Source organism: Mariniphaga anaerophila, from assembly GCF_900129025.1.
Lineage (GTDB): Bacteria > Bacteroidota > Bacteroidia > Bacteroidales > Prolixibacteraceae > Mariniphaga > Mariniphaga anaerophila.
The window spans coordinates 37,960-51,240 of sequence record NZ_FQUM01000014.1 but is presented as its reverse complement, the minus strand read 5'-3'; the positions used below and the strand labels follow the sequence as shown (position 1 = coordinate 51,240).

Below are 13,281 nucleotides of genomic sequence, written 5' to 3'. Positions count from 1 at the left end.
AATGAAAAAGTTATTTGTTAAAATAGGAATCGCGGTTTTTATTTTCTCCCTTGCCGGGGCGAAAGCAAATGCTCAGATTATTAACGGAGCATATCAGAAATCCGATATGTCCCAGAAAAAGCCAATGCCCCTGCCAACAGTAAGGGAAGCAGATGTATTCTGGTCGAAACAAGTATGGCGGATAATTGATCTGAGGGAAAAAATGAACCTCCCTCTGTATTACCCGACTGCTGATATTGACGGAAGAACCAACTTGATAAATCTACTGTTAAAAGGCATTGAGAGTGGTCAGATAACTCCCTACGATGCCAGGCTCGACGACGACTTTAAAGTACCGTTGACTTACGAACAGGTACAAGAAGCTTTTGGCGCAGAAGAAAGCACGGAAGAAACTATTGATTTTGATACCGGCGAACGAAAAACAGTAACCATTCAGGGCGAAATCAGGCCAGGAGAAATCAAACAATACATGATTAAAGAAGAATGGTATTTCGACAAACAATCCTCTTCTTTAAATGTAAGAATAGTTGGCATTTGCCCGATCCGCGAATTTGTACGCGAAAGCGAAGGCATGAACCAGGTGCAGCGCCAGAAAGTATTTTGGGTATATTATCCTGAAGTAAGAAACCTGTTGGCCACTAACCTTGTGCTCAATCAGTACAACCAGGCCCAGTCAATGTCGTACGACGATCTTTTCATTAAAAGGTTTTTCAACAGCTACATTGTAAAAGAATCGAACGTATACAATAACCGCGACATCAGCGCTTACCTGACCGGCAAAGAAGCCATGCTGGAGTCAAAACGTATCGAAAGCGAGATTTTCAATTTTGAACAAGATTTGTGGGAATATTAATTTAAGCTGAAGCAAACTTTTGGGGATGTCCTGAAACCGACTTCAGAACATCCCCATTTTTTGATTCCATTCAAAAAGCTTTCGCAAAAAATATAAAAACTATTTATCAGAAAATGAGAAAAGCGACAATCTATATCATCCTGTTGGCCGGATCGCTTTTCCATTCCTGCAAAAACGAAATCGTACAGTATCTTCCCGGGGGCGAGCGTAACTCCAAAGACTGGTTTGAACCGTCGCCATACGGAATGGCACATATTCCGCGCGGTTCGTATGTTATTGGGCCGTCTGACGACGAGGTAAAAACTGCCGGAGAAAAATCCAGAAGGGTTTCTGTAGAATCCTTTTGGATGGATGACACAGAGATTACCAACAACGAATACCGCCAGTTTGTGTACTGGGTGCGCGATTCCATAGCCCGCAAATTGCTGGGACAAACATATCCGGAATACTTAAATACTGAAAACGCCAACGGAGTTCCCCTGGACGAACCAACAATTAACTGGAGAGAAAAAATTGAATGGAAAGACCCGGATTACAGAATGGCGATGAACGAACTTTACATCCCGGAAGAAGAACGACTGGCTTTCCGAACTGAAGTTGATTCCAGAAAACTTATTTTCGAATACTACTGGGTTGACTACAAACAAGCAGCCAGCCGTAAAAACAGCTATAATTTTGAAACCAAAAAATACGACGGAAACATCGTAAATATCAAAGGGGAAACTCTTCCGATCTCCAACAGAAGTGATTTCCTGATGCGGGAAATGGTGCCTGTTTATCCGGACACGCTGTGCTGGATAAGAGACTTCACCTACACTTACAACGAACCGTTTACCTTAAAATATTTTTCGCACGTTGCTTTTGACGATTATCCGATTGTTGGAGTGACCTGGAAACAGGCTCGTGCTTTTTGCTACTGGCGTACCAAAATTCAGGAAGAATTTTCAACCCGGTTAAATGAAGCGCCGGCACACGACTACCGGCTGCCAACCGAAACAGAGTGGGAACTGGCGGCACGCGGCGGCTTAAACAACGCTATTTACCCGTGGGGAAGTTATTACACCAGAACAGACAAAGGCTGTTTCGTGGCCAACTTTAAACCCCTTCGCGGAAATTATGTGTCTGACAGCCCGTCAACAACAATTGCCATGAAAACAGGCCAGTTTGATCCCAACAACTACGGTTTGTACGACATGGCGGGAAACGTGGCTGAGTGGACCAGCAGCGCCTATTATGAAGCCGCGTACGATGTAATTAGCGACTTGAATCCCGAAATGGAATACGATGCCAAACCGGATGATCCGCCGGTAATGAAACGAAAAGTAATACGGGGCGGTTCCTGGAAAGACATCTCCTACTTCATTCGCACATCTACCCGGACTTTCGAATACCAGGATACTGCAAAATCCTACGTCGGTTTTCGTTGTGTCAGAACTTCGTTTAAAAACGATCTGCACAACAGGTAGGCACAAAACGCAAGACTACAAACCAAATTCCCGAAACTGATTCTTCATAAATATCAAATCCCTTTCTAACCAGGTCGAAATTTCATTCAACGGCATTTCCGGATTTCTGCTGCCGTGCTCGGCTCCGCCCAAATTGTATTCGTAATGAATGGAAACCGGTCCTTCAAATTTCAGTGATTTGTACAACTCAAAATAGGCCTCAAAATTGACCATGCCTTCTCCCAGCGGCACATTTTTAATCGCCCATTTCCCACTTTCATTTTTACTCCACACAAAATCTTTGATATCCACAGTGCGAATCCAGGGAGCCAGCAGTTTCATCCCGAGAGGCCACGAAGCACCGCCTTCAATGGTGGCGTGCCTCACATCGTACTGAACTCCCACGAACTCCGGATCACGATCCTTCAATATCAGAAACAAATCCCAAACCGGCCCTCCTACCCTTCTTCCCGAATGATTTTGATATCCACCATGAACTCCGTATTCCCTGTTTAGTTTTTCAAACTTTTCAAAGGTAAATCTATACGCGTCAATATTTTCGGTTATCGATTTTGAATTGTCGTAATCCAAATATCCCATTCTATAAAATCCAATGCCCAACTCTGCCATTGTTTTCAGGATAAGACGCGTAAACTCATCGTCAGGGCTTTTTATGGAAGTTGTTATCATGCGGGAATCAACTCCGGCATTTCGAAGGGATTTCAACGCTTTGGGCAAATCTGTTTCCACATTTCCGGGCAACACTTGTCCTCCCGGACGAACAGCCAAATCAGCACCTGCAAATCCGAGCTTAGTAATCAGCGCTGCCATTTCATCGTAGTTCATAAACTGTAAGCATTTTGTAAAAACGTGCAGCGGACGCACCCTGTTAACGTCGTTTTCTAAAAGCCGAGAAGCGAGTGAGACCCCGGGCACCGAAACCGCACTCAAAGCCGCTGCGCCCGTTCTAATAAAACGTCTCCTTCCAATGCTTTTTTCAGCACCAAAAAACCGGTTGTCAGTTGGTACCGGATCAGGTGCTTTTTCAAAGGCAGTTCTTTTTTCGATTTTGGAGGGAGCATTCATTTTACGGCAGGCTTTCTCTTTCATTTTAACTGGTTTTTACTGTGCTCCAATTTAAAAAAAGAAAACCAAAAAAAATCAATGTTCCCGCAAACAAGATGGGAAACTCAATAAATGCTCCTCCTAACTTTGCGGAAGCTGTGTTCTTCAGAAAACAATATTCAATCCCGAAAATACAGTAGTGCCCGGCATCGTGTAATAGCGATTAACCGCATACTTTTCGTTCGTCAGATTCTCGCCACTCAAATACAATTTCAGGTTGCGGGTAATATTGTACACCGCTTTTGCTTTCAGCAAAGTATAATTTTCGTTTGAAACAACAGACGAAGCGTCACTGTCGAGGTTACCAATATGCTGAACGCTTCCCATAAATTGCAACTTCTTCCATTTGTAATTTGCACTGAAATAGAGATGATGCTCCGGAGTTGCATATACCGGTTCTTCCATATTAACGTAACTGTATGTCGCCTCCAGTTTTAAATTATTTACCGGCTGAATATTTACAAGAAACTCGATTCCTTTATTGTTTATTTCCCCTGCATTGCGCAACCCTTCCATGGGAACAGTTATTATCAGATTATCTCCTTTCACTGAGAAAAAGGTAATTTCCGCATTCAATTTCCGTTCGAAAAAAGAGTTAGAGAACCCTGTTTCATAGCTTATTATTGACTCCGGACTCAACTTCGGATTCGGCCCCCATAAAAACAGTTCGCGAATGGTAGGGCTGCGAAACCCCTTAGACACATTTCCTTTCCAGGTAGCAGAACCAAAAAACTGCCAGGCAAACCCGGCCGCAGGGATCCATTGGTCGCCATAAACACTGTGATTTTGATACCGAAGACCTGCATTCAAAATAAAATTTTCGAAAAGCGATTGTTGCACAAAGCCGTAGACGCCGGTTTCAACTACCGAAGTATCTGCAAAAACAATCCCGTTCCCGTTCATGGCAAGCAGGTTTTCCGCAATTCCACCGTAATTCATATAATCCACACCAAGCGTAACATTATTCCCCTTAAACAATTGGAGCGACTCGTAAAAATTCAATCCGTAATTATGGTCTTTAGAATGAAACCCGTCTGTAATGTTATGTTCGCCAAAATTGTAAAACACTTTCAGCGCGCCTGAAGCTTTTCCAAAATCATTCAGAAAAGTAGAAGACCAGTACCCGCGTGTAATGTCAATACGCTCACCGGGACTGGCCTTCAATGTGTCCGGGCCGGGATCTGCTGCTTCAAATGCAGCCAGACTGAAGTCAGTACTTAAATTAAAATGAGAATTTATATCCCATCCTAATTTAACATAGCCATTATTTATTTTGAAATCGGAATTATCGCGATGCCCGTTTGTATTGTCGTGGTTGCCCGAAACAAAAACGCTGAATTTATCTTTTTTGTACCCCAGCGATCCCATGTATTTCTGCGTGTTAAACGAACCGTAAGAGAGCCGTGCGTTTCCGTGCAGCCCATCGTTTTCCTGCTTTTTTGTGATAATATTAATTACGCCCCCCATTGCGTTTGACCCGTACAGAATGGATGCCGGCCCCCGAATTACCTCCACACGCTCAGCATCAGATGCCACGTAGGAGTCAGGAAGCGGATGCCCCATAATTCCCATAAACTGAGGGTGCCCGTCGATGAGCATTAACACGCCGGTAGTGGGAGATCCTCCTACTCCGCGAATTGAAATTTGCCCGGCAGAACCGGTAGCAACGCCAAATCCGGTAATTCCCCGTTCCGTAACAAACAGCCCCGGAACTTTTCCATTCAGAACAGGAAGTAAAGCCGATTCGTCAGTCTCTTCAATCTGCGCCCTGTCAATTACAGAAACAGCCATAGGAACACTATTGCGATTTACTTTCACAGGAGTTCCTGTTACTACAACCTCCTCTATTTTTATGGTATCTGCAATATTAAAAGAGGCTTGCGCCATGCCTGCAACGGGAATAAAGAGTTGGATTAAAAAACTGATTGCAATCAGATAAATTCCGGGTTTTTTCATTTCAATTTCAGTTAGTGTTACTATTTTAAAAAATCGTGTTACTATATAGACAAAAAAAATTATTCGGCTTTGCTCATTACCAGCTTTCCATGCTGAATTCCTTTTATACTGATGAGTTTGTCTGAAATCTCGGTCAACGTTTTGGAGGGGCCTTTTACAGCAATAATCTCAAGGTAATTCTGCTGATTCAAATAAAACCCCTGCGATGACAGCACCACATCCCGATATTCGAACTGAATCTCTGAAGATTTTTTCAGGATGTCTGTTTTCTCATGGCTGAACACCAACACAACGGCACCTGCTACAATGTTGTCGCATTTCCATTTTTTCTCCACCAAGTTCCGCTCAATCAGATGCCTGATTGCCTGAGAACGGTTCGAAAAATGGTTCTCTGCAACATATTCGTCGAGTGCCTGTAATAATTCTTCGTCGAGCGAAACGCCAAATCGGGAAACAGCCATAGTGTCACCAATAATAAAATTAGTAACACGAAAGTAAGAAAATAGGCTGAAAGAAAACTGATCAACTCAAAAAAAAGTAGATTTTGTTATGTTAAAACAAATTTGTGTTCATATTAGTTTCTACTAAACAGGCAACGTCACTTGAATCCACAAAAAAAGCGGATCTCAAATGAAATCCGCTCTCGTATCGTTATTTGCTTAAACTCTACTTATCCAGTTCTTTCCAAACCAAAGCACTGGCACCTACAATTGCAGCGTCGCCCGGTTTCAGTTTAGAAGGAAGAATTTTGATTTTTTCTTTGAAAATAGGAAGCAGGTGTTTTTCCATATTTTCCTTTGTTGGTTTGAAAATGAAATCGCCGGCAGCAGTTGGTCCGCCAAACAGGAAAATCGCTTCAGGGCTGAGGTAATGAACTGTATCAGCAAGTCCCTGACCTAACCAGGCACCAGTTTTTTCAAATACTTCCAGCGCAATTTTGTCGCCTTTAACAGCGGCATCGTAAATCATTTTTGCATCCAATTCGTTGTACGATTTGTTTGCCAGCAAGCTATCAGTAGCATTGTATTGAACTATCAGCTCAAACGCAGTACGCTTCATTCCTGAAGCAGAGCAATACGCTTCGAGGTGTCCCAACGCACCGCAACCGCACCTCCGGCCACCGGGAATAAGCATTGTATGCCCGCATTCTCCGGCAAATCCGTCATGTCCGTAAACCAGGTCGCCGTTTACAACCAATCCGCTGCCTACGCCGGTACCCAGTGTGTACATCACAAAATTCTTCATGTCTTTTGCCCCGCCGTAAACCATTTCGCCAATGGCAGCAGCATTTGCATCGTTAGTCAATGCAAGCGCTTCCATTTTCGGAAAGTGGTTGCGCAACAATTCAATCAGATGAACCACTCCTTTAAACGAAAGGTTCGGAGCATATTCGATTGTTCCGCTGTAATAATTTCCGTTTGGTGCTCCAATTCCGATACCAAGAAACTCTAAATCGTTATTCAAGAGTTTAACTGATTCCATCAGCTCATTAATCGCCTGGGCCAGATCAGAAATATACTGTTCAATATTTCCGTGCGCAGGAGTGGCAATACTATTTTTTACCATAACGTTTCCTTCGGGATCTACTACCCCAATGGCAGTATTTGTCCCGCCTATGTCCACTCCAATAGCTACTCTCTTCATCATTTTTATGTTTTTTAAGTTCTAAAATTCAGTTTTGAAAAAAATTAAGAAACAAGCAAGACAAATTTAAAAATATTATGCAATTCTTTAGGAAATTCACCCCTTTTTGCCTCAATTTATTCCGAATCCAAACAACAAATATTTTTAATAACTATTTTTACGAGAATAAGCCAATTTTCAGAAATGCAAAAAATATTTCAATATCTACTAAAGGTTCTCGGATGGCTGCTTCTGCTGCCTGTCTATTTTTACAAATATGCCATTTCTCCGCTCACCCCGGCCAGTTGCCGGCATGTACCAACCTGCTCAGAATATGCTGTTCAGGCAATAAAAATTCACGGGCCGTTTAAAGGCTTTTGGCTGGCTACGCGCCGAATTGCAAAATGCAATCCGTGGGGCACCCACGGGTACGATCCGGTTCCCCCGAAAAACAAGATTAAAGTAAAAAAAATGAAAGTATAAACTAACTTTGCATTTTATTGTTTTACACTTCAAAATCAGAAAAAGGGAAAAATATGAAACAAATTTTGCTGCTGTTAGCGCTTTCAATCTCTTTGCTATCCTGCAACTCAAATAAAAAAACCGGAGAGGAAAAGCCCATTATTATTGTGACTATACTTCCACAAAAAACTTTTATTGAAAAAATTGCCGGAGACGATTTTGACGTGCAGGTACTTGTTCCTCACGGCGCCAGCCCCGAATCGTATTCTCTCCTTCCTTCCCAGTTAAAGGACATTTCGCATGCCGATGTCTGGTTCAGGCTTGGGTACATTGGGTTTGAATTGTCGTGGAAAGACAAAATTGTAGAGTTGAACAAAAACATGAAGGTAATTGACCTGTCTGAAGGACTTGACCTCATAAAAGAAAAAGAGATTCATCATGGCGACCATTCGCACCACGGCGGAATCGACCCACACATTTGGCTTTCGCCCAAACTGGTTAAGCAAATGTCGGAGCGCACAGCCGATGTACTGGCGGAAATGAACCCGGGAAAAGCCGCTGAATACAAAGCCAATTACATGAAATTTGTAAAAGAAATAGACCACCTCGACATTGAACTCAGAAATGCGTTGAAGGAATATAAAGGAAGGTCGTTTATTACGTTCCACCCAAGTTTGTCGTACTTTGCGCGCGATTACCAACTGCAACAGCACACACTGGAATCGGGAGGAAAAGAACCAACGCCGCAACACATGGCAAAAGTGGTTGAACTGGCAAAAAAAGAAAACATTGGCGTAATTTATATCCAAAGCGAATTTGACCGGGACCACGCCCGTGTTTTTGCGGAAGAAATAAAAGGTAAAGTTGTTGAAGTTTGGCCGCTGAACCCCGAGTGGGAAGATAACCTGTGGCAAATAACCAACCTGTTTATAGAAAATTTTAATGAAGCCTCTAATTAAAATAGATAACCTTACGCTTGGCTACGACAAAGAACCTGTTTTAGAAAAGGTAAATTTCGAAGTTTTCGAAGACGACTTTGTGGGAGTTATAGGGCCCAACGGCGGAGGAAAAACAACCCTGCTTAAAGCTATTTTGGGATTACTGAAACCCATGAGCGGAAAAATCACTTTCAGGGGCGACATAGACGGGCAAAAGAAACCAATTGGGTACCTTCCGCAGGTAAAGCATATCGACCGTAACTTTCCCATCACAGTTTTTGATGTGGTGCGCTCGGGGTCACTCATGCAAAACCCCAAAAAGGTTACTTCTGCCCAGATTAAACAAAAAGCAGAAGAACTCCTTTCTGAAATGGGAATATTGAATATTCGGAACAAACCAATAGGCGAGCTTTCCGGAGGACAAATGCAACGTGTTTTTTTATGCCGCGCACTGCTTAGCGACCCTAAAGTTTTAATACTGGACGAACCCGACACTTTTGTTGACAACAGATTTGAAGGAGAGTTGTACGAAAAACTGAGGCTTTTGAATGAACAGCACATGGCGATTATTCTGGTGTCTCACGACCTGGGAACCATTTCGAGTTATGTAAAAGCTATAGCCTGTGTTAACCGGGAGCTGCATTATCACCCCGACAACATAATCACTCAGGAGCAATTAAACAGCTACAACTGTCCGATACAAATAATCAGTCATGGAGAAATTCCCCATACTGTGTTAAAACATCATCATTAACATGAGCAATTTTATTGACCTTTTTGCCTACGAATTTTTCCAAAAGGCATTTTTGGCAGCCATTTTTGCTTCCATCTCGTGTGGCATTGTGGGAAGTTACATTGTTTCGAGGCGCATTGTTTTTATAAGCGGCGGAATTACTCACGCTTCTTTTGGCGGAATAGGGCTTGCCTTTTTACTTGGATTTAACCCGCTGCTGGGCGCAGTAATTTTTGCTGTGGGCTCTGCACTGGGAATACAATTTTTTACCCGGGTTGCCAAAGTACGCGAGGACTCATCGATTGCAATTTTCTGGTCGCTGGGAATGGCACTGGGGATCATTTTCGTTTTTATGACTCCCGGATATACCCCCAACCTAATGAGCTACCTCTTTGGGAATATCCTCACAGTCACCATTCCCGAACTAACCTGGATGTTTATCCTGAACATTGTTATAATATTCTTCTTCTCGTTTTACTTTCAGAAAATACTGTACATTGCTTTCGACGAAGAGTTTGCACGGGCATCCGGATTACCGGTTAACCTGTTTAATTACATCACAATTACGCTGGTTGCCTTAACGGTTGTTCTCAACATCAGGGTAGTGGGAATTATTTTAATCCTTTCGTTATTAACCATTCCGCAAGCCACGGCAAACCTGTTTACAAAAAACTTTAAAAACCTGATTATTTCCTCTTCTGTTATCGCATTTTTTGGGACGATGGCAGGCTTGTTTGTCTCCTATTTCCTGGATATCCCGTCGGGGGCAACCATCATTTTTACGCTTGTTGTAATTTTTGGGGTGGCGCGTTTATACAAACACTTTTTTTAATGTTTGGCGGCGGCCGAAAAGAAAAAATCCACACCTGTCAAAATTGTAATTTTACTTTTTTGAACACAGATGTGGATCGTTTATGTAGTAACTGTTTTGCCTGCACCGGGTGCGAAATTTACCGCTGCCCCTCGTGTGGGGAAGAGGTAGTAATAACTCCTGTTAAACGCCCGGGACAAACAGCCCGCAGATAACCGTTACCGGTTTTCCGAGAAATATTTTACGGTTCCGACTTTCAACTCCATTGTGGCTTCTTCGTCACATACAATTACACTCTGCGGATGCATTTGCAAAGCAGAAAGTGTCCACATGTGAGTAACACCGCCTTCAACAACGTTTTGCAAAGCACGGGCTTTCTTGTATCCGTTAACAACAATAACTACTTCGCGAGCATCGAGTACTGTTTGAACACCCACTGTTAAAGCATGTTTCGGAACTTTATTCACATCATTTTCGAAAAAACGGGAATTTGCCAGAATTGTATCGTAGTTCAGATTTACCAACCGGGTTCTGGAACTTAACGACGAACCGGGAATATTGAATGCGATATGCCCGTCGGCTCCCATTCCTCCCAGGAACAAATCTATACCGCCGGCTTGTTTGATTTTTTCTTCATATTCTGCACACTCTTTTTCCAAATCTGCAGCATTTCCGTCAGGAATATTGATGTTCTTTTGGTCGATATCAATATGATCGAAAAAATTAGTATGCATAAAAGTGTAGTAGCTTTCAGAATGATCTTTTGGAAGACCAACATACTCATCCATATTAAAAGTAACTACATGTTTAAATGAAACTTTACCCGATTTATTGAGTTCGATCAGCGCCTTGTAAGTTCCTATCGGAGACGAACCGGTAGGCAGACCCAAAACAAAAGGTTTGCTTTCGGTCGGCTTAAATGCGTTAATCTTGTCAGCAATATAATTGGCTGTCCAGCGGCTAATTTCTTCGTAATTTTTGTGAATAATCAGTTGCATTTCCTATAACTTTTTTAATTAAAAAATACCTTCCATTGACTTCCCCAGCTTCGATGCTTCCTGCAGGAATTCCTGTACGTTCAGGTCACGCATATACACCATTCCGTGTGTGGCCCTCAGCAGCGGCGAGCTGTTTTCGTAAAAGTAATTTTTGCCCAGCAAAAACTGTATCTGTTTGTGCTGTTCGAACCAGGTACGTTGTGCCAAATCGCTAAAAGCGCCGTCGAGTTGATAACTTGGGAACGAAGCATTTACCTGGGTAATGTAGCATTCTTTGAATGATTTTTCGTGAGTAGCCATTGAGTTCAAAGAAACCGGGACAATAACTTCCACATCCCACGGATTGTATTTGAACCATACATTACGGTATCCTACAATACGCAAATTGCTGAGGTCTTCTTCCTTATTCCATTCTTCAACTGCCTTTGCTACCGACTGCAAAACTTTGTAGTGCGTATCAGGACCACTACCCTGAGGATCCATGGCCAGACTGATTACCGTTGGTTTATATTTTCTGAAATCTTCCAGAATTGGCAGCACATCGGTTTCGAAACTTGAATTGCCGTAGTAGAACCCAAGGTGTTTGTGGTGTACATTCTTCACCATTGTTCCGTAGTGTGCCCAAACCAGTTCTTCTTCGAACTCACGAATCATTCCTTTCAGGCGGCTGATTTTTGGCGGATTAATACCTCCGTCATAAGTGCTGTCAAGATTTTCAATAATTCTTTTGACAACTTCGCGAACGTCGCTTTCACTTTTTGCATCCCAAATAGTTACCAGCGCCCTTATTGTACGGTGGCAAACGCCCCTTCTTTGTTCTTCTTTATCTTGTGCTGCAATGCTGTCGAGGTAATGGTAAATATCTTTGTCCCATTTGTATTTATACCCGTCGTCGAAGAAATTCGGGAAATTAATCATTTCAATTTTCCCCTGGTCAAGCATTTTTACGGTGTCTTCCAGCAGGTCGCGCAAAAATGTGTTGGTTACCGCATTCGAGCCGGAAGTCATCACAGCAAAGTGCATTTCGTTGGTGGCTTCGCGTGTTTGCCTGTTAATGGCCGGCATAATTCCCAGCATAATATCGTCGTGGTGCGGCCCGGTGTGATAGTAAATCTGGTTTTTGTCACGTTCCATTCCTTTTTTCAGTTTTGCCTGAATGGAATCGATAACTTCCTGAACCGTATTTTCGCTGAGGCCCGGAATCATGCTGCAATATTTATCAGCTTTCAAATCATCTAAAGTCAGCTTTCCGCCAAACTTATTGATTTTGGAACAAAGCTCTATTACTGCGCGTTCTGTTTTCTGGTGGGTCCAAGGCCCGTCTATATAATATTCTTCAACTGCATCATTCAGTTTTACGGCTGCACCATCAGTTAAATAAAACCTGGCGTTTGGCAAACGCTGAAGCGAAGTTGCCGGATAAACTACGGAAGGTTCATCTTCCAGTGAATTTTTAATGGTTTCTGCAATAGCTTCGCCGGCAGCATAAATAATGGCTTTGTTTTTCGGGTTGAAACCCAAGGTTCCCAATCCGATTGTAATAACAAGCCTGTTTCTTGAAACTTCGATACCACCTAAATCGGCTGCTGTAATAGCCTGTGTTTCGAAATTGGTTTCTTTTAAACGAGTGGAAGAGAAGTGGTCAGAACCACGGGTATTGAAAGCGATGTGTCCATCGGGGCCAATGCCGCTCAGGAAGAACCCGATGCCGCCTTTTTCCCTGATTTTATTTTCGTATTCGGTGCACCACTGGTCAATTTTAAAAATCGATGCCTGTTGCAACTTTTCAAGCTGGGTTTTTGCTTCGCGATACCGCAGGCTCAAATCGATGTTGAAGCCGGGGAATACTTCTGAAAAATGTTTGCCCTCAGCCAAATCAATTTCGTCTGAATTTATCAGTAACGCTTTGTTAATGTCCAGACCGAAACCTTCGATATAGTTTTTAAGAACAAAGTTTAAAAGACAGTTGTGCTGTTCTGAGCTGATGGGATAAAAGTCGCCCATCTGTACAAATTGCAAACCGCTTAATTCTGGTTTTTTTACATCGGCCAAACCATGTTCTTCACGAATTTTTTGCCCTTTGGGAGTGTCCCAATTTTCGAGCATTAAATGGGTGAATTGCAGAAAGTATTGTGCCGTTTTTCCGGTTGGCAAACTTACTACCCCGTTAGGATTTTCTGCTACCCACTCTAAAAAACTTAGAGCCGAAAGCAAACCAAGTTTTGGAAAACTATCCACGGCAACGTAAGGAGTGCGAGTAGTTATTTTCTGTAACTTCGATTCCTTTAAAAATGCCTGTTCTACTTTAGAAAAATTCAATTTCATACTACCTTCACC

12 protein-coding genes are annotated in these 13,281 nt (G+C 42.6%); 6 read left to right on the top strand and 6 right to left on the bottom strand.

Annotation, left to right across the window (positions count from 1 at the left end; genetic code table 11):
- Nucleotide 1 precedes the first annotated feature (1 nt).
- Together porN and porK are read left to right on the top strand one after the other, a co-directional pair.
- Complete coding sequence (gene porN, locus BUB08_RS18460) at nt 2–853, top strand: type IX secretion system ring subunit PorN/GldN (protein WP_073003396.1); 852 nt, start codon at nt 2–4, stop codon at nt 851–853.
- Between the two features lie 113 nt (nt 854–966).
- Nucleotides 967–2,319 (top strand): T9SS ring complex lipoprotein PorK/GldK, encoded by a 1,353-nt coding sequence (gene porK, locus BUB08_RS18455; protein ID WP_073003395.1) that lies wholly within the window; start codon nt 967–969, stop codon nt 2,317–2,319.
- A 15-nt stretch (nt 2,320–2,334) separates the two neighbouring features.
- On the opposite strand, the gene BUB08_RS18450 is transcribed toward porK, so the two are convergent.
- The 4 genes from BUB08_RS18450 to BUB08_RS18435 form a co-directional block, all read right to left on the bottom strand.
- The gene (locus BUB08_RS18450) at nt 2,335–3,408 is read right to left on the bottom strand and encodes a sugar phosphate isomerase/epimerase family protein (protein ID WP_083570864.1); all 1,074 of its coding nucleotides are present in this window, start codon (nt 3,406–3,408) and stop codon (nt 2,335–2,337) included.
- Nucleotides 3,409–3,528: 120 nt separating this feature from the next.
- Nucleotides 3,529–5,379: a TonB-dependent receptor gene (locus BUB08_RS18445; RefSeq protein WP_073003394.1), complete on the bottom strand. Its 1,851-nt coding sequence runs from the start codon at nt 5,377–5,379 to the stop codon at nt 3,529–3,531.
- 59 nt (nt 5,380–5,438) lie between these two features.
- Nucleotides 5,439–5,840 carry a nickel-responsive transcriptional regulator NikR gene (gene nikR / locus BUB08_RS18440; protein ID WP_073003393.1) on the bottom strand — a complete coding sequence of 134 codons (402 nt, stop codon included), beginning with the start codon at nt 5,838–5,840 and terminating at the stop codon, nt 5,439–5,441.
- 205 nt (nt 5,841–6,045) lie between these two features.
- On the bottom strand, nt 6,046–7,026 hold the full coding sequence (locus BUB08_RS18435; RefSeq protein ID WP_245820223.1) for an ROK family protein: 981 nt from the start codon (nt 7,024–7,026) through the stop codon (nt 6,046–6,048).
- Nucleotides 7,027–7,206: 180 nt separating this feature from the next.
- On the opposite strand from BUB08_RS18435, the gene yidD reads away from it, so the two are divergent.
- Genes yidD through BUB08_RS18415 form a run of 4 tightly spaced genes read left to right on the top strand, consistent with a single transcriptional unit; the run spans nt 7,207 to nt 9,967 of the window.
- Entirely contained in the window at nt 7,207–7,485 is a 279-nt protein-coding gene (yidD, locus tag BUB08_RS18430) for a membrane protein insertion efficiency factor YidD (protein ID WP_073003392.1), read from the top strand.
- A 53-nt stretch (nt 7,486–7,538) separates the two neighbouring features.
- A complete protein-coding gene (locus BUB08_RS18425) occupies nt 7,539–8,423 on the top strand; it encodes a metal ABC transporter solute-binding protein, Zn/Mn family (RefSeq protein WP_073003417.1) in 885 nt (294 codons plus the stop codon).
- Nucleotides 8,407–9,156, top strand: a complete 750-nt coding sequence (locus BUB08_RS18420) for a metal ABC transporter ATP-binding protein (RefSeq protein ID WP_073003391.1) — start codon at nt 8,407–8,409, stop codon at nt 9,154–9,156. The genes BUB08_RS18425 and BUB08_RS18420 overlap by 17 nt, the downstream gene beginning before the upstream one ends.
- 1 nt (nt 9,157) lies before the next feature.
- The gene (locus BUB08_RS18415) at nt 9,158–9,967 is read left to right on the top strand and encodes a metal ABC transporter permease (RefSeq protein ID WP_217651660.1); all 810 of its coding nucleotides are present in this window, start codon (nt 9,158–9,160) and stop codon (nt 9,965–9,967) included.
- A gap of 197 nt (nt 9,968–10,164) precedes the next feature.
- Here the strand turns inward: BUB08_RS18415 and nagB are convergent, their stop codons facing one another.
- Nucleotides 10,165–10,944, bottom strand: a complete 780-nt coding sequence (gene nagB, locus BUB08_RS18405; RefSeq protein WP_073003389.1) for a glucosamine-6-phosphate deaminase — start codon at nt 10,942–10,944, stop codon at nt 10,165–10,167.
- A gap of 18 nt (nt 10,945–10,962) precedes the next feature.
- The gene (locus BUB08_RS18400) at nt 10,963–13,269 is read right to left on the bottom strand and encodes a glucosamine-6-phosphate isomerase (protein ID WP_073003388.1); all 2,307 of its coding nucleotides are present in this window, start codon (nt 13,267–13,269) and stop codon (nt 10,963–10,965) included.
- Between the last annotated feature and the right edge of the window lie 12 nt (nt 13,270–13,281).